This is a genomic window from Roseburia sp. OF03-24, from assembly GCF_003463035.1.
GTDB lineage: Bacteria > Bacillota > Clostridia > Lachnospirales > Lachnospiraceae > Roseburia > Roseburia rectibacter.
This window is the reverse complement of the sequence record NZ_QSCK01000014.1, coordinates 70,669-90,897: the sequence shown is the minus strand read 5'-3', so window position 1 is coordinate 90,897 and position 20,229 is coordinate 70,669. Positions and strand designations below refer to the sequence as shown.

Genomic DNA, 20,229 nt, shown 5'->3' with positions numbered 1-20,229 from the left:
ATCTGTATATCCGCTGCAGGATCACTTGTCGGAAGAACCTGTTCCTGGATTGAAAACTTCGACGTCAGAAGGATCAGCGATCGGTGTTTTGTACATGACACCCGATGCAAAATCCCTGAAATAGATATCCGTTTCTGTGGCATTGATATTGGTATAGTTGCCCTCTGTGATCACGGTGTAATCACTGCCGTCCGTTTTCATACGGCAGAGAGCAGGCGCGCTTGTACTGTTGCGCTGGAAATAAATATAGTCACCGGTGATGTTATAGCAGTCAATGCGGTCATCGCTTAGAGTGACAGGCGAACCCCCGGAAAGATCTGTGCGGGTAAGTGTATAATTCTGTTCGTTGTCCAGAAAAAAGAGTGTATCACCAATTACAGCCGGCATATAATAATTTCCTTTAAGTACAAGTTCTGCCGTATCAGTAACTGTATCAAAACGCCAGATGCTATGTTCGTTCGATACACCATTATAATAGATATACTGTCCAACTGTCGAGCAGGGACGGTATGGTGTTTTATCTACCTGCTTCATGCCGGTGCCATCAATGCCTACTTCATAAAAAGTTGTAAAATCCTTATCATCATAATGCAGATAATAAACTTTATTTCCGACTAAAGAGGCATAAAGACTCGCGGAAGAATCAAGGAGAATGCTCTTTTTATGCTTGCTGCGGTCAAGCCGGCAGAGACTGTCTGTGTTGATCGTCAAAAATGAAAATGGTTCTGTAAAAACCGGATTGTTGCGCACATAGTAAATATAATTGTCATCCGTATTGATAAAGGTGGCAACATCATCAGAAATCTTTGTAAGGTCTGAACCATCACTGTTCATAGAATAGAGTTTACTGCCGTCAGAAGGATTGGCAAAATAAATCGTACCATCAGCTGCCGTGCAGAAGATGCCGGCATTGTAGAGATTGCCAGCCGTGTTGCCGTTTATGTAATCGTCATTGAATTTTGTCTCGTTTGATTTGTGGTGGTAGACACCAAAACCGACACCGGCGGCGAGTACGAGGATAACTAAGAGAATCGTGATAACTTTTTTCATAAGGCCTCCATTCTGAGAGCATTTTATGCTGACGTGACAATGTGTTTGATTTGCTTCTCATCTGTGTTTATTATAGCATTTTCAGATCACGAATACTATATTTTTCCTATGGAATATCACTTTTTCTGCCCTTGATATTAGCACGTTAATGTAATATATTAGAAGTAATACAAATAACAAAGGTGGAATCCATGAAAGACTTAAAAGAATTAAGAGACCAGATCGATGTCATTGACAGACAGATCGTAGATTTATATCAGGAGAGAATGGAGATTGCAGCAGGTGTTGCAGAATATAAGATCAATACCGGGAAAAAGGTATTTGACAAAGAACGCGAAGATTCAAAACTTGCAACTCTGACAGCACTTGGCAAAACAGATTTTAATAAACATGGGATACGTGAACTGTTTGAGCAGATCATGTCGATGAGCAGAAAACGTCAGTATCAGCTTTTAACCGCACACGGCATGTATGAAAAACCAGATTTTACAGAAGTGGAAAGTTTAGATTATCACAATGCGCGTATTGTATTTCAGGGGACAGAGGGAGCGTACAGCCAGCTTGCCTTAAGAGAATACTTTGGAGAGCAGACAGACAGTTATCACGTGGAGACCTGGCGCGATGCCATGGAGGCGATCAAAAACGGAGAAGCTGATTATGCAGTTTTACCGATTGAAAATTCCTCGGCGGGTATCGTATCTGAAAATTATGACCTGATGGTAGAATATGATAATTGTATCGTAGGGGAGCAGATCATACAGATCAATCATGCACTGCTTGGACTGCCGGAAGCAGAACTTTCTGATATCACAGACGTCTATTCTCACCCACAGGCACTGATGCAGTGCGGCAGATATCTTGAAAGCCATAGAGAGTGGGAAAAACACAGTCTGAAAAATACAGCAATGGCTGCCAAGAAAGTAAAAGAAGACGGCAAAAAACATAAAGCAGCGATCGCAAGCAGCCTGACGGCAGATATCTATGGACTGAAGGTACTCGATGAATGTATCCAGAATAACAAGATGAACGCAACACGCTTTATCATTGTATCCGGTAAACGTGTATTTACTTCAAAAGCGGAAAAGATCAGTATCTGTTTTGAAGGTATGCACGAGAGTGGATCTCTTTACCATATGTTATCCCATTTTATTTACAACGGCATCAATATGAACCATATCGAATCAAGACCGGTTCAGGGGAAAAACTGGGAATACCGTTTCTTTGTTGACTTTGAAGGAAATTTAAATGATGCGGCAGTACAGAATGCATTAAGGGGACTCGCAGAGGAAACATTGGGATTAAAGATCCTTGGAAATTATTAGAACGAAAGAAATGTGTGAAAAACTTTTCATACAGAGAAATGGAGAAAGACATGAAAAGCACAAAAAATCTGATTTTATATAAAAATTTTGAAAATGGAAAATTATTCTATAACATGGCATGGATCATGGAGAATTATGAGAATGAATATTACAACAGAGAGGATATCGAAGCTCTGTTATATGAGTGCTTTAACCAGTTATCAGAACTTGCTGTAAGCCATGGATTTAAAGGAAACCTCTGGCATAATTTTATTGCATTTATTCTGGTCAATAATGAAAATGCATACAGCTGTGGATGTGAGATCAGGGGTGGCATGGAAGGTTCTGTTAATCAGATCGCACTTCATGATTTTAAGATCATGAAAGATTTATTTGATTTTGATTTTACCGGGCTGGCAAAAGATTATGAGATCGACTGTATGGATGCATTACTGCATTATGAAAGTGCAAGTGACAGCGGAAAATTATTTAATAAGAGGATTCGTGACCGCATCTGTGAACTGACGGAAAAATTAGAACAGGCGGCTGACGCAAACGATTTTAAGGATGCCGTTACGGAGTTTTATGGTGAATTTGGTGTTGGAAAGTTAGGACTGCATAAAGCATTCCGTGTGTTACATAAAGAAGAAGGTGCACAGATCGTACCGATCACAAATATTGCACATGTAAGATTAGACGATCTGGTCGGATATGAGATCGCAAAACAGAAACTGATCGACAATACGGAGAGTTTTGTCCGTGGAAAAGAGGCAAACAACTGCCTGCTTTATGGAGATGCAGGAACCGGAAAATCAACCAGTATCAAGGCAATCGCAAATCAGTATTACGACAGGGGACTTCGTCTGATCGAAGTGTACAAGCATCAGTTCTGCGATTTGAATGATGTGATCGCACAGATTAAAAACCGTAATTACAAATTTATTATTTATATGGATGATCTGTCATTTGAGGAATTTGAGATCGAATATAAATATCTGAAAGCAGTGATCGAAGGAGGACTTGAGAAGAAACCGGATAATGTTTTGATCTACGCAACTTCAAACAGACGTCATCTGATCCGTGAGACATTCTCTGATAAAGAGGAAGTAAGGGAGGATATGCATACTTCAGATACAGTACAGGAAAAGTTGTCCCTGTATGCAAGATTCGGTGTTTCTATTTATTTTGGTGCACCAAGCAAAAAAGAGTTCCAGAATATCGTAGTCTCACTTGCCAAAAAGAATGGCATTACCATGGAAGAAGAAACACTTCTTGCCGAGGCAAACAAATGGGAACTTGCCCATGGCGGACTGTCAGGAAGAACAGCACAGCAGTTTATTAATTATCTGCTTGGAAAACAGGAATAACTTGAAAGCAGGAGGATAAGATATGGCAATTCATACATTTGCAGCGATTTATATCGGTTCTTATGAGGTGAGCTTGAAAATTTTTGAAATCTCTGCCAGAAAAGGTATTCGCAAAATCGATTATATCAGAAGCCGGATCGAGCTTGGGCGGGATGCGTATTCGCGCGGCGTGATCGGGTATGAGCTGGTGGAAGCTCTCTGTGATACGTTAGAACAGTTTACAGGCATCATGAAAGAGTATCAGGTGGATGGGTATGAGGCATATGCAGCTGCAGCGCTCCGTGATGTGAGCAATGAATTGTTTATCTTAGACCAGATCCGTATCCGCACCGGACTTACGGTACATGTCTTAAGCAACTCTGAGCATCGTTTTATCAGTTATAAATCGGTTGCGATGCGCAGTGAATTTGAAGAACTGATAAAAACAGGTGCAGCAGTAGTTGATGTCGGTGGCGGCGGTATGCAGATCACGATCTTTTCAAAGGGGAAAGTGATCACTACACAGCATCTTGGACTTGGAACCATGCGGATGCGGGAACAGCTTGCAAAAAAAAGCTGCAGTTTAGAGCAGTATGAGCTGCAGATCGAAGAACTGGTAGAAAAAGAACTAAACGTGTTTATGGCAATGTTCACAGAACAGGTAAAGGTAAAAAATCTGATCATCATCGGGGACTATATCATGGAAGTTGCCGGTAAAGTCACAGGGAAAAAACATGCAAATCTGATGGAAACCAATGATTTTCTGGCTTTTTTGGATGGGCTTGACAAAAAGACTGTGGAGCAGATCTCAGAGGAATTGAATTTATCAAATGAAAATGATTCCCTGATCATTCCATATATGATCATTTTTAAATGTATGGCACGTAAAATGAAAGCGGAAAAAATCTGGGCACCGGGTGTCATTGTCAGTGATGGTATTGCATATGATTATGCACAGAAACATAAACTTTGTAAACCGGTTCATGATTTTGATGCAGATGTTATCTCAGCAGCGGGAAATCTGTCTGCACGTTATATGAGTTATTCGCCACACATTGATGCATTGACGCAGATGGCTACACTGATCTTTGACACAATGAAAAAAATTCACGGACTGGGAAAAAGGGAGAGACTTTTACTGCAGGTGGCTGCAATTTTACATGATTGCGGTAAATATATCAGTCTTGCGAACGGACCGGTCTGTTCTTATGATATTATCATGGAATCGGAAATTATAGGACTTACGCATATGGAACGTGAGATTGTTGCGTACACGGTTCTTTATAATACCTATCCGCTGCCTGCCTACGAAGAGTTTGAAAACGATATCAGTCATGAAAGCTACCTTGTCATTGCAAAACTTTCTGCTATATTACGTGTATCAAATGCTATGGATCGCAGCCACAAACAGAAATTCAAAAATGTGCGTGCAGCAGTAAAAGGAAAAGAACTGGTGATCACGATTGAGACGGATGATGATATTGCGCTGGAAAAGGCACTGTTTGATGCGAAGGTTTCTTACTTTGAAAACATATTCAGCATAAAACCAGTGATAAAGGAGAAACGTGTGTATTAAATGGAGGACACCACTATGGAAAAGGAAAAAGATTTTAAAAATCCACAGTATTACGAAAACAGAGAATTAAGCTGGTTGAAATTTGATAATCGTGTATTAAATGAAGCACGCGACAAGAGCATCCCACTCTTAGAGCGTCTGAAATTTGTCAGTATCACTTCATCGAACCTGGATGAATTTTATATGGTGCGTGTTGCTTCTTTGAAAGATATGGTACATGCTGATTATAAAAAAAGAGACATTGCAGGTATGACAGCGAAAGAGCAGCTTACTGCCATCAATGAAAAAACAAGGGAAATGGTGGATCTGCAGTACACTACATATAACAGATCCCTGCTTCCACTGCTTAAAAAAGAACAGATCTACATCATTGATGCATTTGAGGATCTGACAGAGGAACAAAAAAGATTTGTAGACCGTTATTTTGAGGAGAATGTTTATCCGGTACTGACACCGATGGCAGTGGATGCATCACGTCCGTTTCCACTCATCCGCAATAAGACATTAAACATTGCTGCATTGCTTTCAAAAAAGAATACAAAAAGTGAAAAGCAGGAACTGGATTTTGCGACAGTACAGGTTCCGGGAGTACTTCCAAGACTGGTACAGATCCCTTCGGAAGAAGAAAGTGTCAGGAGCTTTATCCTGTTAGAACAGATCATTGAAAAAAATATCGACAAACTGTTTTTAAATTATGAAGTACTCTGTGCGTACCCATACCGTATCATGCGAAATGCGGATCTGACAATTGATGAGGACGAGGCAGAGGATCTTTTAAAAGAGATCCAGAAACAGCTTAAGATGAGACAGTGGGGCGAAGTGATCCGTCTTGAAGTAGAGAGTGGAATCGATAAACGTCTGCTGCGGTTCTTAAAGGATGAACTGAAAGTGGCAGAGGAAGATATCTTCTGTATTCAGGGACCGATCGATCTTACTTTCCTTATGAAAATGTATGGACTTTCCGGTTGTGATCATTTGCGTTACAAGCCGTATACACCGCAGAAGAATCCAAAGATCGAGCCGGGAGAAAATCTGTTTGAACTGATTAGAAATGGAGATATTTTTTTACATCACCCATATCAGACCTTTGACCCTGTCGTTGACTTTATCCGACAGGCGGCATCTGATCCCGATGTTCTTGCGATTAAGCAGACTCTTTACCGTGTCAGTGGTAATTCACCGATTATTGCTTCTTTGGCACAGGCAGCGGAAAATGGCAAGCAGGTATCTGTTTTAGTAGAATTAAAAGCACGTTTTGATGAAGAAAATAATATTGTCTGGGCGAAAAAATTAGAACAGGCAGGCTGTCATGTAATTTATGGACTGGTTGGTTTAAAAACCCACAGTAAGATCGCACTGGTTGTCCGCAGGGAAGAGGATGGCATCCGCAGATATGTGCATCTTGGAACCGGTAACTATAACGATTCAACAGCAAAATTATATACGGACTGTGGAATCTTTACCTGCAATGAAGCGATTGGAGAAGATGCGACAGCGGTATTCAATATGCTTTCCGGTTATTCTGAACCACTTTCCTGGAATGAACTGTCACTTGCACCAATCTGGCTGCGTAATAAATTCATGAAGCTGATCGGCAGGGAGACGGCACATGCAAAAAAAGGAAGACCTGCCCGTATTGTTGCCAAGATGAATTCACTCTGCGATCCGGGAATCATAGCAGCGCTTTATGAGGCGTCGGCAGCAGGGGTAAAGATCCAGCTGATCGTGCGTGGTATCTGCTGTCTGAAAGTAGGCATCGAAGGTGTGAGTGAAAATATCGAAGTGCGTTCGATTGTTGGAAATTTCTTAGAGCACAGCAGAATTTTCTGGTTTGAGAATAACGGTGCGGATGAAGTTTATATGGGAAGTGCAGACTGGATGCCGCGTAACTTGGACCGTCGTGTTGAAATATTGTTCCCTGTTCTGGATGATGATGCAAAAGAATCTGCAAAACATATTCTTGAAGTTGAATTATCTGACAATACAAAGGCTCATATCTTGAAATCAGATGGAAATTATGAGAAAATAGATAAAAGAGGAAAAGTTTTAGTCAATTCACAGATGCAATTCTGTGAGGAAGCCGTTGCGGCGGTCCCGAAACAGGATCATGTATACCGGGAAAGGGTGTTTGTTCCGGCAGAGCCTGCAGAATAGCGGAAGTGGTGGAGTGTGAAATGGTTTTTCACATATAAGAAGGGGAGAGGTATATGAATCACAAAATTTTATGTGTGGATCTGGATGCAACATTACTGTGCGATGATAAAAGTATCTCACAGAAGAACCGTGATGCAATTCACAAAATGTTAGAGGCAGGACATTACATAGCACTTGCAACCGGAAGACCGGTTGAAACGGCAAGAGAAGTCGCAAGAAATCTGGGGTTAAATACACCTGGGTGTTATATGATCGCATTCAATGGTGCGGTGCTTTATGACTGTGCGGCAGACCGCGTATTGTTGCAGCGTTCACTTCCGATTGAGGTTGTGCAGGAGCTTTTTGATAAGGCAAAACGTGCCGGTTTATATGTGCAGACCTATAACAGTACGGATCTTATCACTACAAAACATACCAAAGAGCTGGATTATTATGTGAAACAGGCACATATTTCCTATAAGATATCACCGAATATTCTGGATGCTTTAGAGGAAGAACCACAGAAGGTTATGCTGATCTCGCTGGATCAGAGAGACAAGTTAGAACGTTTCCAGAAAAGGAATTTGAAATGGGAACAGGGAAAATGTAACAGTTTCTTCTCAAGCAGCCAGTATCTTGAATATAGTCCTAAGAATACAAGCAAGGCGACCGGTATTTTAGAACTGACAAAGATTTTAAACATGCCGATGGATACGACCATCGCAGTCGGAGATGAAGATAATGATGTTCCGATGATAAAAACTGCGTACGTAGGGGTTGCAGTGAAAAATGCCACCGAAAAAGCAAAAGCAGCAGCGGATTACGTCACGGTAAATGACAATAATCATGATGCCATTGCTGAGGTGATTGAAAAATTTGTACTATGATCCACCGAACCTGTTTCCCCGTAAAATATATGGGATATGGACTATTTTCCGGCATGTATTTTGATTGCTTCTAATACAGAATAAGGGATATAAAGCTGTCCGCGTCCGATGCCAAGTTTTATGGCAGGTTTGTTTTCCCCATGAAAATCTGAGCCGCCGCTGATGAGCAGATTATTTTCTTTTGCAATACGTTTGACAAGCTGTTCTTCTCCGGTGGTATAGGTAGAGTAGATGGCTTCAATGCCGTCAAGTCCTGCCGCCTTTAAGTCGTCGATCAGAAGTTGTAATTGTTCTACACCCAGATGATAAAGCAGCGGATGCGCAAGGATGGCGACACCACCGGTTCTTTTTATAAGTGAGACGGCTTCCATTGGAGATACTTTAAAACGTCCGACATAGCAGCGGCAGCCATCACCGATGTATTTGTCAAATGCTTCGGAAACGGATTTGATCCATCCGTGTTCATAAAGAAAACGTGCGATGTTTGCGCGTGTAATGACACTATCCGGATTTTCTGCCAGGAGGGCTTCCATAGTAATTGGAAATCCTTCTTTTTGCAGGGCAAGGATCATTTTTTCGTTCCGTTTATCACGGCAGTCACGGAAGTCTGCAGTCATTTTTAAGAGTTCCGGGTCATCCGGGTTAATGTAGAGACCGACGATGTGGATTTCCTTTTCCTGTTTTTTTCCCGGAAACGTGTAAGCAGTGGAAAGTTCAATGCCCGGGATCAGCTCAATACCGGCTTCCTTTGCGGCATCCATAGCTTTTTTGATACCGGTGGCAGTATCATGGTCCGTCAGAGCGATAGCGGAAAGACCGGCTTTTTTTGCTTCGGCGATCACCTCAGTGGGTGTAAATGTTCCATCTGATTCCGTGGAATGTACATGCAGGTCAACAATTCTATTATCCATAGTCTGTAAGTCCTTTCATATCTGTATTTTATAACAACAGAGCTGTTATGGTAGAGTAAAGTCTGTTATTATATGAAAACGGTTAAGCAATTTCATCGTAGCATGAATGGAATATATTTGTCAAAAAGTTAAAAAATATAAAAAAAATGGTTTACATATTTTACCAGAATGGTACAATAGTCGCAGGATGGTTTTTAGGCAAAAAATACAGCAAAGAAGGTGAAAAAATGCAATTACTGACGTTTATGCTCAATAATGTCCGTTTTGGAATACCGGTGGATGATGTCGAGTCGATTGAAACCAGAATGAGTGTGGTAGGTGTTCCAAATGCACCTGCGCATATCGAAGGAATCGTGAATCTGCATGGTGATATCGTTCCGATATGTAATCTTGCTGACTATTTCGGATATCCAAAACAGGATATAAAAAATGTTATTGTGGCAAGTATGAATGGCATGAAGATTGGTCTTGAAGTAGAGAGTGTCCGTGAGATCATTGATGTAAATGAAAAACAGGTGATTCCGATGCCGACGATCATGAATGCCAATCAGAGCTGCTTTAATGATGTGGCATCCTATGATAAGCAGCTTATCGTGATGTTTGAGGTTTCAAAGCTGATGCCACAGTCCGAGCAGCAGGGGATAAAGCAGCTTATCGATGACAATACCTGACAGACATAGTAAATAAAGCGCACAAACAGGAGGAAAAGGTTATGTATAAGAATCTAAAAATTCAGGAACGGCTGAAAAAATGCTTCACAGTCGTTGCACTGCTTGCATCCATTGCAGGTGTTATTGGAGCAATTATGATGCTTATTATAGCTACGCAGTATAAACATGCACTTACTAATTATGGTTTTTCGCAGGGTGATATCGGAAAGGCAATGATCGTTTTTGCAGATGCGAGATCAGCAGCGCGCGGTGTGATTGGTTACAATGATACTGATATGATCGCAACCATGAAACAGATACATGATGAAAAGAAACAGAAGTTTGATGATTACTGGGTTATAGTTGCGAACACCTGTGTGACAGGCACTGAGAAAGATCTCTATGAGCAGGTGAATACACTTGTTCAGCAGTACTGGGATGCAGAAGCCCAAGCGATGGAGATCGGCGCTTCCACGGACAATGAAGACAGCATCAAAGCCCAGCAAATGATGAACGATACCGTAGATCCATTGTATGAGTAGGTTTACAGCCTTACAGCTGACTTGCTGAATGCAAACGTAAACGAGGGAAACTCCCTTGAGGCAAAGCTTTCTGCCATGAGTATTATTTTCCTTATTGTGATTGTTGCAATGATTGTATTTGCATTTGCACAGGCAATGAGAATGGGAAGTTCCATTGCAAAGGGTATCGCAGTACCACTTGGTGAGTTGAGTGACAGATTTACAACATTTGCAAAAGGTAACCTTACCGATCCGTTCCCGGTAGTAGATACCCAGGATGAGGTTGCAGATATGATCAATACAGCGAATGAGATGAAAGAAACATTAAAGCTTGTTATTGCTGACTGTGGCAAACATCTTGCAGATATGGCAAGTGGTAACTTCGATATCAGAACAGACTGTCCGGAAGTATATCAGGGTGAATTTGAGAAGCTGCTTCTCGCTATGCGTGATATGAAGGATCAGATGATCGTAACATTACGTTCTATTGAAGATGCGTCCAGTCAGGTATCCGCAGGATCTACAAACCTTGCAGAGGCATCCCAGAGTCTTGCAGAGGGTGCTACTGAGCAGGCAGGTGCAGTAGAAGAGTTACAGGCTACGATCACAAGCATCACAGAGAATATTGAAAAATCTGCAGATCAGGCACATGAGTCCTATGTACAGGCAAAACAGTATGCAGACGAAGCTGACAACAGCCGTGTGCAGATGACAGCAATGGTAGATGCAATGACACGCATCAACGAGACATCCAAAAATATCGAGAATATCATTTCTGAGATTGAGGATATCGCATCCCAGACAAACCTGCTTTCCTTAAATGCTTCCATTGAGGCGGCAAGAGCAGGAGAGGCAGGAAGAGGATTTGCGGTTGTTGCTGACCAGATCCGTCAGTTAGCAGAGCAGAGTACAAAATCTGCAGTAGATACCAGAAAACTGATTGAAGGATCCTTAGAGGAGATCGCAGAAGGAAACAAGGCGGCAGACAAAGCTGCAGCATCCATTGAAACAGTTGTAGAAGGAATCGGCAAAATTGCCGAGTCTGCCAGAAATGTCAGACAGGTATCCAGAGATCAGGCAACTGCCATGGAACAGGCAGAGCAGGGTGTCAACCAGATTTCGGAGGTTGTTCAGGCAAACTCCGCAACCGCACAGGAGTCCTCTGCTACCAGCGAGGAGCTTTCTGCTCAGGCAGTATCCTTAGATGAACTGATTAGTAAATATGTTCTTCCACAGGAATAATTAATAAGAAAACACTTGACAGAGATATTTTGAAGTGGTATAGTTAAATAGTTGTTGAAAACAAAGTAGAGTATCCACTCTCACCGGAGCACCAGCATTCGTGTGACTCATGGTTTTATATTCAAGGCATCGGGAATATTCCTGTTGTTTGAAGTACCGCACCTTGCGAGTATTGAGTATTAAAAGTGGATAGTCTGCCTATCCACTTTTTTTGATGCAAGTAAAGAATAATATTTTGGAGGTGCAATACCATTAGCGAGTTAATGATTAATGAACAGATCAGAGACAGAGAAGTTCGTCTGATCGGAGAAAACGGAGAACAGCTTGGCATTATGTCAGCAAGAGAAGCAATGAAGCTGGCTGAGGAAGCAGAGCTTGATTTGGTCAAGATTGCTCCGACCGCAAAGCCGCCGGTATGTAAGATTATCGATTACGGTAAATATCGTTATGAGATGGCTAGAAAAGAGAAAGAAGCCAGAAAAAAACAGAAAGTGGTCGAGTTAAAAGAGATTCGTCTGTCACCGAATATTGATTCAAATGATTTGAACACCAAAATGAATGCTGCAAAAAAATTCTTGAGCAAAGGTGATAAAGTAAAGATTACTTTAAGATTCCGCGGACGTGAGATGGCACATATGAATGCCAGCAAACACATTCTGGATGATTTTGCTGAGAGTCTTGCAGAGGTTGCAGTAGTGGAAAAAGCACCAAAGGTTGAAGGCAGAAGCATCAGCATGGTGTTGGCAGAAAAAAAATCATAATTTTAAGGAGGAATATATCATGCCAAAAATGAAAACAAGCAGAGCAGCTGCAAAACGTTTCAAAGTAACAGGAACAGGAAAATTAAAGAGAAATAAAGCTTACAAGAGACATATCTTAACAAAGAAAACAACAAAGAATAAGAGAAATCTTAGAAAACCGGCTATCGTAGATGCTACAAACGTTAAGAATATGAAGAAGATTTTACCATACATGTAAGAAAGTTGTTAAGGAGGAATAGATCATGGCAAGAGTTAAAGGCGGTTTAGGCGCTAAAAAAAGACATAATAGAACATTAAAATTAGCAAAAGGTTACAGAGGAGCTCGTTCTAAACAGTACCGTGTTGCAAAACAGTCTGTTATGAGAGCCTTAACAAGTTCTTATGCAGGTAGAAAAGAAAGAAAGAGACAGTTCCGTCAGTTATGGATTGCTCGTATCAACGCAGCAGCAAGAATGAACGGAATCTCTTACAGCCAGATGATGCACGGCTTAAAAGTAGCTGGTGTTGATATCAACCGTAAAATGTTAGCAGAGATGGCTGTAAATGATGCAGCAGGATTTGCAGCATTAGCAGAAATTGCTAAGAAAGCAGTTGCTTAATTATAGGACAAGACTTAAGAGAACTTATTCCGGTGGGACAACCTGCCGGGGTAGGTTCTTTTTCTATGGAAGACAAAGTGGAGGTTTTTCATGCAGATAAACGGATATTTATATGACACCCATGTACACACGTCAGAGGGTAGTGCATGCGGACAGAATACAGGAGCAGAGATGGCGGGAGCGTATCAGAAAGCGGGATATGCCGGCATCGTTGTAACAGACCATTTCTTCTATGGAAATACGGCAGCAGACCGGAGTCTTCCGTGGAAAGACTGGGTGGAACAATTCTGCAAGGGATATGAACATGCAAAAGAAGAAGGCGATAAGATTGGATTGCAGGTATTCTTTGGATGGGAGTCAGGATATCAGGGAACAGAATTTTTAATATATGGGTTAAGTAAGGAATGGCTGTTAGAACATCCCGAGATCAAGGATGCAGATGTAAAAGAGCAATATGAACTGGTGCATGCCGGTGGAGGCATTGTCAGTCAGGCTCATCCGTTCCGTGAGGAGGACTATATTCCGGAAATCCGTCTTTTCCCGGACTGTGTGGATGCGGTAGAGGGAATCAATGCCACACATGAGAGTCCGGCAAGCACGGCGCATAAAAACATTTTATATAATGAGAAAGCCATTGCCTATGCAAGAAAACATGAACTTCCTATTACGGCAGGCTCTGACCAGCACACCACAAAGATGATTGGTGGTGGTATGCTGTTTGACAGAAGACTTGCTGATGAAAAAGATTTTTGTAAGGCGGTGCTTGCGGGAGAAGCAAAAGCATACTGGAATGGCAGTGAGTTCTATGCGAAAACCAGTGATATGTAAAAACGATATTGAAAAAGGAAATCATGTACGTTAAATGCGGTATTATGACTGGGGAGTACGCGAATGTGCCCGGTATTCTTTTGGGGACATTTGCTTTTGCTTGTGAAATGTTTTGGAAAAATATAAGCTGTTGTCAAAACCAAGTGAGTTCGCAATTGCAGTGATGGACAGATTGGAGTGTTCTAAAAGATAACATGCCTGTTTCATGCGAAAATCCGTCAGATATTCCTTTGGTGACTGACCGAGCACTGACTCAAAAGAGCGGAACAGGTGGCTGCGGCTGACCCCGACATAGTCTGCAATATCTTCCACGGTAATTGCATAAGAATAATTGGAAGAGATATATTCGATGCCTTTTTGCACATAACTGTTGGCAGAAATTTGTTCTGTTGTGTGGGAGGCGTCGTGTAAAAACATGGCGAGCATTGTATAGAGCCGTCCGGTCATTTCCACGGCATGCTGAAATTCGTTGCCTCTTGCATCATATATATGAAGTATCTGCCGGTGAATGTCATCTCCGTGAGGTGTAGAGCGGATAATCGGTTTTTCAGGCGAAAAATCAGTTGCTTTTAAGATCATGGAAGCGTCACTGCCTGTAAAACCTACCCATGCATATTCCCACGGATCCGCTTCGGCAGCGTAATAAACAACCTCTGTGTTTGGATAGACTAAAAATGAGTCTCCCGCCTGTAATTCATAAGTGCGTTTTCCAATCTTATAGAATCCCTTTCCTGAAATAATATAGTGGATCAGATAATGATCCCGGATTCCCGGTCCCCACTGATACAGGGAATCACATCGTTGAAATCCTACATTGTACACAGAAAGAGAAACCAGTTCCTTTTCCGTTACTTTGTAGGAATTTTTATATTTTTCATACATAGAAATCCTCCATTATTTACTGGTAATTAACTGCCAGTGTATTTTATAAATATAAGTATACTGGCTGCCATACTAATATGCAACATTTTTACATATTATTTGTACATTTTTGGCTATACATTTTCATCAGAATGGGGTAAGATGTACCCATAACGTTGAAGGTAAATAAAAAGACTTGTTATGGAAAGGTGGAAGAAAACTATGGCAATTTTAGTTACCGGCGGTGCCGGATTTATTGGAAGTCACACATGTGTAGAATTATTAAATGCAGGTTATGAGGTTGTTGTTCTTGACAATCTGGTAAATGCATCTGAGAAATCATTAGAGCGTGTAAAAGCAATCACAGGAAAAGATGTAACTTTCTATAAAGGAGATATTTTAGACCGTGAGATCTTAAATGAGATCTTTAAGAAAGAGAAAATTGACAGCTGCATTCATTTTGCAGGATTAAAGGCTGTTGGTGAGTCTGTACAGAAACCTTGGGAATATTACAACAACAATATTTCAGGAACATTAACTCTGGTAGATGTAATGCGCCAGCATAACTGCAAGAACATTATTTTCTCATCTTCAGCAACGGTATATGGTGATCCGGCTGAAATCCCGATCACAGAGAACTGCCCGAAAGGTCAGTGTACCAATCCTTATGGCTGGACAAAATCCATGTTAGAGCAGGTACTGATGGATATCCAGAAAGCTGATCCGGAGTGGAATGTTATTTTACTTCGTTACTTTAACCCGATCGGTGCCCATAAGAGCGGAACAATGGGAGAAAACCCGAATGGTATCCCGAACAATCTGATGCCGTATATCACACAGGTGGCAGTTGGAAAATTAAAAGAACTTGGTGTATTTGGCAATGATTATGATACACCGGATGGAACTGGTGTCAGAGATTATATTCATGTCGTTGATCTTGCACTTGGTCATGTAAAGGCATTGAAGAAGATTGATGAGAACTGTGGTCTTGCAATCTATAACCTTGGAACTGGTCATGGTTACAGCGTACTTGATATTGTGAAAAACTTCGAAGCTGCAACCGGCGTAAAGATTCCATACGCAATCAAACCAAGACGTGCAGGAGATATCGCAACATGCTATTGCGATCCTTCAAAAGCGGAGCGTGAGCTTGGCTGGAAGGCACAGTATGGTATCAAGGAAATGTGTGAAGATTCCTGGAGATGGCAGAAGAATAATCCGAATGGATATGACGAATAATCTGTAAGACAGACTATATAACAGAAGATGGAAAATACCCTGTAATGCCGATGCGGCAGAGCAGGGTATTTTTCTTTATAAATAATAATATGGTTGCCATTGACATGATATATATTAAATGCTACTATAATACATAGTAATAAAAACTATATATAATAGAGAGGGATATTATGAAACCAATTTTTTCGATGAACAGTTTTGAGGGATGGAATCTGAGCCTGCCGCTGATACAGGGAGGCATGGGAGTTGGTGTGAGTTTAAGCGGTCTGGCAGGTGCAGTTGCGGCGGAGGGAGGTATGGGAGTGATCTCCACAGCACAGATCGGATTTGAAGAACCTGATTTTGTGGGAAATGAAGAAGAATGTAATCTGCGCGGTATCCGGAAACATATTGCCAGGGCAAAAGAATTGTCTGCTGGAAGAGGAATGGTGGCAGTGAATGTCATGGTTGCATTACAGCAGTACAGAGAACATGTAAAAGAAGCAGTGCGTGCGGGGGCAGATGCTGTGATCTGTGGAGCAGGGCTTCCAATAGACCTGCCGGAACTGGTGGAAGCAGGGAAGGCAAAGATCGCACCCATTGTATCATCAAGGCGTGCTGCGTCCCTGATCTTAAAAACCTGGGATAAGAAATACGGCAGAACAGCAGATTTTATTGTTGCTGAGGGACCAGAAGCAGGCGGTCATCTGGGATTTTCAAGAGAACAGCTTGAGGACATTCCCAAAATCCGTTTTGCGGAAGAACTGACTGCGATCATGGAAGAAAAGAAACAGTATGAGGAGAAATACCATAAACAGATCCCTGTTTTTGCGGCAGGTGGAATCTGGGATGCAGCCGATGCGAAACAAATCAAGGAACTTGGGGCAGATGGCATTCAGGCAGCGACAAGATTTGTTGCAACAAAAGAATGTGATGCGTCTTTAGAATATAAGAATGCTTATGTGACAGCAGAAGAGTCGGGCGTAAAAATTATCAAAAGTCCGGTCGGCATGCCAGGACGTGCATTAAATAATGCGTTTGTCCAGAAAACAGAAAATACGGCACAGCGGGTGGAACGCTGTTATCATTGCATTAAAAACTGCAAACCTGCGCAGATTCCATACTGCATTACACAGGCATTGATCCGTGCCGTACATGGAGATATCGAAAACGGGCTTGTATTTTGCGGTTCAAATGTTGGAAAAATAGAACGGATTTCGACGGTTAAGGAAGTAATAGAGGATTTAATGTATGAAAAGGTGTAAATATGCCATGAAAACAGGAAAAAATATGACACAGAATTGTGTAAATTGTTCATATTTTTAAAAAAATAAAAAAAGTTCAAAAAAAGACTTGCAAATAAAAAAAAGCATGCTATAATAAGTATCAGTTCGGCTCGTTGGTCAAGCGGTTAAGACGCCGCCCTCTCACGGCGGAAACAGGGGTTCGATTCCCCTACGAGCTATTCTGTTTTATAACAGAGATAATCAAATATTTGTGGCCCGTTGGTCAAGCGGTTAAGACGCCGCCCTCTCACGGCGGAAACAGGGGTTCGATTCCCCTACGAGCTATTCTGTTTTATAACAGAGATAATCAAATATTTGTGGCCCGTTGGTCAAGCGGTTAAGACGCCGCCCTCTCACGGCGGAAACAGGGGTTCGATTCCCCTACGAGCTACTCACTGTTATTTCGAAAGAGATAAACAGCCCAACCCGGAAGTTGTCAGTATACCAGATGGTGTATTGGCAATTTTTTTATGTAATAGGAAATTTCATTGAAATCCCGCAAAAGGCTTGCATTTTAGAAAGGAAAGTGTTACAGTAATAAATGATAACACGATGACTTGATTGAGAGAGGACGAAAGCCCTCTCTCAATTCACGTTTAGGAGCCATGTATTCTGATGAGTGAAAGAATCTGGCAAAAGGAAAACTGAATATGGAAGAAAGAAGGTGTACACATGTCAAAACGTGAAACATACGAAACGCGCACCGAAGAACTGATTACTCCGATCTTGGACCGCATGAATTTTGAGCTGGTCGATGTGGAGTATGTAAAGGAAGGCGGTACCTGGTACTTGAGAGCCTATATCGATAAGGAAGGCGGCATTACCGTAAATGACTGTGAGGCAGTGGCGCGGGAGATGAACGAGATTTTAGATAAAGAAGATTTCGTTGAAGATTCTTATGTTTTTGAGGTCAGCTCTCCGGGACTTGGAAGACCGTTAAAAAAAGAAAAGGATTATGTCCGCAGCATGGGAAAAGAAGTAGAGATACGAACATACCGTGCGATTAACCGTGAAAAGGAATTTTATGGTATTTTATCTGCATATGATGAAAATACCGTGACAATAAAGACAGAGGATGAGACGGAAATGACGTTTGAAAAAAGCGATATTGCGCTGATCCGTCTGGCATTTGATTTTTAAAGATTCAATAAAACTAAAGGAGGAAAATCCTCTGCTCCTGCAGAGGCAGTCGCATTTTGCTCCGCAAAACAAGGAGGATTTTAAAATGAGTAATAATGAGTTGTTAGAAGCGTTAAATATATTGGAACAGGAGAAGAATATCAGCAAGGATACATTGCTTGAGGCGATTGAAAATTCTCTTGTTACAGCATGCAAGAATCATTTCGGTACATCTGATAATGTAAAGGTATCGATTGATCCGGAAACCTGTGAGTTCCATGTGTTTCAGGAAAAAACAGTTGTTGAAAATGTAGAAGATCCGGTAGAGCAGATCAGTCTGGTCAATGCTAAAATGATCAATTCCAAATACGAGATCGGCGATGTTGTCAATATTGAGGTGCAGTCTAAAGAATTTGGCCGTATTGCAACACAGAATGCAAAGAATGTGATCTTACAGAAAATCCGTGAGGAAGAGCGTAAGGTTTTATATGATCAGTATTACAGCATGGAAAAAGATGTTGTGACCGGTGTGGTACAGCGCTACATTGGAAGAAATGTCAGCATTAATTTAGGAAGAGTTGATGCGATCTTAACAGAAAATGAACAGGTGAAAGGTGAGGTGTTCCAGCCGACAGAACGTATCAAAGTGTACATTCTGGAAGTTAAGGCTACTTCAAAGGGACCAAAGGTATTAGTATCAAGAACACATCCGGAACTTGTAAAACGTCTGTTTGAATCTGAGGTTGCTGAAGTCCGCGAGGGTATCGTTGAGATCAAAGCAATCGCCCGTGAAGCAGGAAGCAGAACAAAGATCGCAGTATGGTCCAATGATCCGGATGTTGATCCGGTTGGCGCATGTGTTGGTATGAACGGTGCCAGAGTTAATGCAATCGTTGGTGAGCTGCGCGGTGAGAAAATTGATATCATTACCTGGAATGAGAATCCGGCAATGATGATCGAAAATGCATTAAGTCCGGCAAAAGTTATTTCCGTTATTGCAGATGCTGAAGAAAAATCAGCGAAAGTTGTTGTACCGGATTACCAGCTTTCTCTTGCAATCGGTAAAGAAGGACAGAATGCAAGACTTGCAGCACGTCTGACAGGATTCAAGATCGACATTAAGAGTGAGACACAGGCGAGAGAGTCCGGTGACTTCCTTGATTATGAGAATGATTACGAGGAAGATGAGTATTACGATGAGGACGGCGAGTCCTATGAGGATTACGAAGACGGCAGCGCACCGGCAGAAGACAGCTATGAGGCTGACGGAACAGAAGAAAACAATGTTGAAGCTGACGGAGAGGACAGAGAATAAGAGGTATTAAGAAGAATGTCAAATAAAAAGATTCCGATGAGGCAGTGTGTCGGCTGTCATGAAATGAAAGCCAAAAGAGATATGATCCGTGTGATCAAAACAGCGCCGACGGAAGAAGGGGAAACGGAGATCATTTTAGATGCGACTGGAAGAAAGAACGGAAGAGGTGCTTATATCTGTCCGAACCGTGAATGTCTTGCAATGGCGATAAAGAATAAAGGGTTAGAACGATCATTTAAAATGCCGATCCCAAAAGATGTATATGAAACGCTGACAAAGGAGATGGAACAGCTTGAAACCAGATAGAGTGTTATCTATGCTAGGAATTGCCGCAAAGGCCGGCAGTGTGGCGAGCGGAGAATTTTCTACGGAAAAGGCAGTAAAAGAGGGCAGGGCATACCTTGTCATCGTTGCACAGGATGCGTCAGACAATACAAAGAAAATGTTTCGCAATATGACAGAGTTTTATCAGGTGCCAATGTATGAATATTCAGATAAAGAAATGCTTGGGCATTTCATTGGAAAAGAATTTCGTGCGTCGCTTGCAGTCACGAACGAGGGACTGTCGCACTCGATAGAAGAGAGACTGAAACAACAATCACAACTGAATAGTGGGAGGAATTAA

General features: G+C 41.6%; 19 protein-coding genes, 3 tRNA genes and 1 pseudogene. 20 read left to right on the top strand and 3 right to left on the bottom strand.

Annotated features, from left to right (window positions below):
- Positions 1–21: 21 nt before the first annotated feature.
- Entirely contained in the window at positions 22–1,050 is a 1,029-nt protein-coding gene (locus tag DXA60_RS09100) for a DUF5050 domain-containing protein (RefSeq protein WP_117920948.1), read from the bottom strand.
- A gap of 191 nt (positions 1,051–1,241) precedes the next feature.
- Here DXA60_RS09100 and pheA point away from each other — a divergent pair, with 191 nt between their 5' ends.
- Genes pheA through DXA60_RS09075 form a run of 5 tightly spaced genes read left to right on the top strand, consistent with a single transcriptional unit; the run spans position 1,242 to position 8,293 of the window.
- Complete coding sequence (gene pheA, locus DXA60_RS09095; protein WP_117920947.1) at positions 1,242–2,372, top strand: prephenate dehydratase; 1,131 nt, start codon at positions 1,242–1,244, stop codon at positions 2,370–2,372.
- Positions 2,373–2,422: 50 nt separating this feature from the next.
- Complete coding sequence (locus DXA60_RS09090) at positions 2,423–3,718, top strand: ATP-binding protein (RefSeq protein WP_117920946.1); 1,296 nt, start codon at positions 2,423–2,425, stop codon at positions 3,716–3,718.
- 22 nt (positions 3,719–3,740) lie between these two features.
- Positions 3,741–5,273 carry a Ppx/GppA phosphatase family protein gene (locus DXA60_RS09085; protein ID WP_117920945.1) on the top strand — a complete coding sequence of 511 codons (1,533 nt, stop codon included), beginning with the start codon at positions 3,741–3,743 and terminating at the stop codon, positions 5,271–5,273.
- 15 nt (positions 5,274–5,288) lie between these two features.
- Complete coding sequence (locus DXA60_RS09080) at positions 5,289–7,427, top strand: RNA degradosome polyphosphate kinase (RefSeq protein ID WP_199536202.1); 2,139 nt, start codon at positions 5,289–5,291, stop codon at positions 7,425–7,427.
- A gap of 53 nt (positions 7,428–7,480) precedes the next feature.
- On the top strand, positions 7,481–8,293 hold the full coding sequence (locus DXA60_RS09075) for a Cof-type HAD-IIB family hydrolase (protein WP_117920943.1): 813 nt from the start codon (positions 7,481–7,483) through the stop codon (positions 8,291–8,293).
- Positions 8,294–8,334: 41 nt separating this feature from the next.
- Here the strand turns inward: DXA60_RS09075 and DXA60_RS09070 are convergent, their stop codons facing one another.
- Positions 8,335–9,204 carry a PHP domain-containing protein gene (locus DXA60_RS09070; RefSeq protein ID WP_117920942.1) on the bottom strand — a complete coding sequence of 290 codons (870 nt, stop codon included), beginning with the start codon at positions 9,202–9,204 and terminating at the stop codon, positions 8,335–8,337.
- 227 nt (positions 9,205–9,431) lie between these two features.
- Between DXA60_RS09070 and DXA60_RS09065 the strand changes: the two genes are divergently transcribed.
- The 6 genes and pseudogenes from DXA60_RS09065 (at position 9,432) to DXA60_RS09040 (ending at position 13,805) form a co-directional block, all read left to right on the top strand.
- The gene (locus tag DXA60_RS09065) at positions 9,432–9,875 is read left to right on the top strand and encodes a chemotaxis protein CheW (protein WP_015560470.1); all 444 of its coding nucleotides are present in this window, start codon (positions 9,432–9,434) and stop codon (positions 9,873–9,875) included.
- A 41-nt stretch (positions 9,876–9,916) separates the two neighbouring features.
- Positions 9,917–11,617: pseudogene (locus DXA60_RS09060) on the top strand (methyl-accepting chemotaxis protein).
- A 263-nt stretch (positions 11,618–11,880) separates the two neighbouring features.
- Positions 11,881–12,378: a translation initiation factor IF-3 gene (infC, locus tag DXA60_RS09055; protein WP_157350346.1), complete on the top strand. Its 498-nt coding sequence runs from the start codon at positions 11,881–11,883 to the stop codon at positions 12,376–12,378.
- Positions 12,379–12,397: 19 nt separating this feature from the next.
- Positions 12,398–12,595, top strand: coding sequence for a 50S ribosomal protein L35 (gene rpmI, locus DXA60_RS09050; RefSeq protein WP_006858928.1), 198 nt, complete (start codon positions 12,398–12,400; stop codon positions 12,593–12,595).
- A 25-nt stretch (positions 12,596–12,620) separates the two neighbouring features.
- A complete protein-coding gene (gene rplT, locus DXA60_RS09045) occupies positions 12,621–12,977 on the top strand; it encodes a 50S ribosomal protein L20 (RefSeq protein ID WP_006858929.1) in 357 nt (118 codons plus the stop codon).
- 90 nt (positions 12,978–13,067) lie between these two features.
- Positions 13,068–13,805, top strand: coding sequence for a PHP-associated domain-containing protein (locus DXA60_RS09040; protein WP_117920939.1), 738 nt, complete (start codon positions 13,068–13,070; stop codon positions 13,803–13,805).
- Between the two features lie 42 nt (positions 13,806–13,847).
- On the opposite strand, the gene DXA60_RS09035 is transcribed toward DXA60_RS09040, so the two are convergent.
- Positions 13,848–14,687: an AraC family transcriptional regulator gene (locus tag DXA60_RS09035; RefSeq protein ID WP_117920938.1), complete on the bottom strand. Its 840-nt coding sequence runs from the start codon at positions 14,685–14,687 to the stop codon at positions 13,848–13,850.
- Positions 14,688–14,888: 201 nt separating this feature from the next.
- Between DXA60_RS09035 and galE the strand changes: the two genes are divergently transcribed.
- The 9 genes from galE to DXA60_RS08990 all read left to right on the top strand — a co-directional run bounded on the left by galE (position 14,889) and on the right by DXA60_RS08990 (position 20,229).
- Entirely contained in the window at positions 14,889–15,905 is a 1,017-nt protein-coding gene (gene galE / locus DXA60_RS09030; protein ID WP_117920937.1) for a UDP-glucose 4-epimerase GalE, read from the top strand.
- Between the two features lie 170 nt (positions 15,906–16,075).
- Positions 16,076–17,149, top strand: coding sequence for an NAD(P)H-dependent flavin oxidoreductase (locus DXA60_RS09025; protein ID WP_117920936.1), 1,074 nt, complete (start codon positions 16,076–16,078; stop codon positions 17,147–17,149).
- A 128-nt stretch (positions 17,150–17,277) separates the two neighbouring features.
- Positions 17,278–17,349 (top strand) — tRNA-Glu (locus DXA60_RS09020).
- 34 nt (positions 17,350–17,383) lie between these two features.
- Positions 17,384–17,455: transfer RNA gene (locus DXA60_RS09015), tRNA-Glu, on the top strand.
- A 34-nt stretch (positions 17,456–17,489) separates the two neighbouring features.
- A tRNA-Glu gene (locus tag DXA60_RS09010) sits at positions 17,490–17,561 on the top strand.
- 281 nt (positions 17,562–17,842) lie between these two features.
- Positions 17,843–18,310 carry a ribosome maturation factor RimP gene (gene rimP / locus DXA60_RS09005; protein ID WP_117920935.1) on the top strand — a complete coding sequence of 156 codons (468 nt, stop codon included), beginning with the start codon at positions 17,843–17,845 and terminating at the stop codon, positions 18,308–18,310.
- Positions 18,311–18,395: 85 nt separating this feature from the next.
- On the top strand, positions 18,396–19,604 hold the full coding sequence (gene nusA, locus DXA60_RS09000) for a transcription termination factor NusA (RefSeq protein ID WP_117920934.1): 1,209 nt from the start codon (positions 18,396–18,398) through the stop codon (positions 19,602–19,604).
- Positions 19,605–19,619: 15 nt separating this feature from the next.
- On the top strand, positions 19,620–19,910 hold the full coding sequence (rnpM, locus tag DXA60_RS08995; protein ID WP_006858061.1) for an RNase P modulator RnpM: 291 nt from the start codon (positions 19,620–19,622) through the stop codon (positions 19,908–19,910).
- Positions 19,911–19,920: 10 nt separating this feature from the next.
- On the top strand, positions 19,921–20,229 hold the full coding sequence (locus DXA60_RS08990; protein WP_117920933.1) for a L7Ae/L30e/S12e/Gadd45 family ribosomal protein: 309 nt from the start codon (positions 19,921–19,923) through the stop codon (positions 20,227–20,229).

Excerpts from the sequence above, each read along its gene's own strand:
- DXA60_RS09100 (WP_117920948.1), bottom strand. The coding sequence starts at position 1,050 with ATGAAAAAAGTTATCACGATTCTCTTAGTTATCCTCGTACTCGCCGCC.
- pheA (WP_117920947.1), top strand. The coding sequence starts at position 1,242 with ATGAAAGACTTAAAAGAATTAAGAGACCAGATCGATGTCATTGACAGA.
- DXA60_RS09090 (WP_117920946.1), top strand. The coding sequence starts at position 2,423 with ATGAAAAGCACAAAAAATCTGATTTTATATAAAAATTTTGAAAATGGA.
- DXA60_RS09085 (WP_117920945.1), top strand. The coding sequence starts at position 3,741 with ATGGCAATTCATACATTTGCAGCGATTTATATCGGTTCTTATGAGGTG.
- DXA60_RS09080 (WP_199536202.1), top strand. The coding sequence starts at position 5,289 with ATGGAAAAGGAAAAAGATTTTAAAAATCCACAGTATTACGAAAACAGA.
- DXA60_RS09075 (WP_117920943.1), top strand. The coding sequence starts at position 7,481 with ATGAATCACAAAATTTTATGTGTGGATCTGGATGCAACATTACTGTGC.
- DXA60_RS09070 (WP_117920942.1), bottom strand. The coding sequence starts at position 9,204 with ATGGATAATAGAATTGTTGACCTGCATGTACATTCCACGGAATCAGAT.
- DXA60_RS09065 (WP_015560470.1), top strand. The coding sequence starts at position 9,432 with ATGCAATTACTGACGTTTATGCTCAATAATGTCCGTTTTGGAATACCG.
- infC (WP_157350346.1), top strand. The coding sequence starts at position 11,881 with ATGATTAATGAACAGATCAGAGACAGAGAAGTTCGTCTGATCGGAGAA.
- rpmI (WP_006858928.1), top strand. The coding sequence starts at position 12,398 with ATGCCAAAAATGAAAACAAGCAGAGCAGCTGCAAAACGTTTCAAAGTA.
- rplT (WP_006858929.1), top strand. The coding sequence starts at position 12,621 with ATGGCAAGAGTTAAAGGCGGTTTAGGCGCTAAAAAAAGACATAATAGA.
- DXA60_RS09040 (WP_117920939.1), top strand. The coding sequence starts at position 13,068 with ATGCAGATAAACGGATATTTATATGACACCCATGTACACACGTCAGAG.
- DXA60_RS09035 (WP_117920938.1), bottom strand. The coding sequence starts at position 14,687 with ATGTATGAAAAATATAAAAATTCCTACAAAGTAACGGAAAAGGAACTG.
- galE (WP_117920937.1), top strand. The coding sequence starts at position 14,889 with ATGGCAATTTTAGTTACCGGCGGTGCCGGATTTATTGGAAGTCACACA.
- DXA60_RS09025 (WP_117920936.1), top strand. The coding sequence starts at position 16,076 with ATGAAACCAATTTTTTCGATGAACAGTTTTGAGGGATGGAATCTGAGC.
- rimP (WP_117920935.1), top strand. The coding sequence starts at position 17,843 with ATGTCAAAACGTGAAACATACGAAACGCGCACCGAAGAACTGATTACT.
- nusA (WP_117920934.1), top strand. The coding sequence starts at position 18,396 with ATGAGTAATAATGAGTTGTTAGAAGCGTTAAATATATTGGAACAGGAG.
- rnpM (WP_006858061.1), top strand. The coding sequence starts at position 19,620 with ATGTCAAATAAAAAGATTCCGATGAGGCAGTGTGTCGGCTGTCATGAA.
- DXA60_RS08990 (WP_117920933.1), top strand. The coding sequence starts at position 19,921 with ATGCTAGGAATTGCCGCAAAGGCCGGCAGTGTGGCGAGCGGAGAATTT.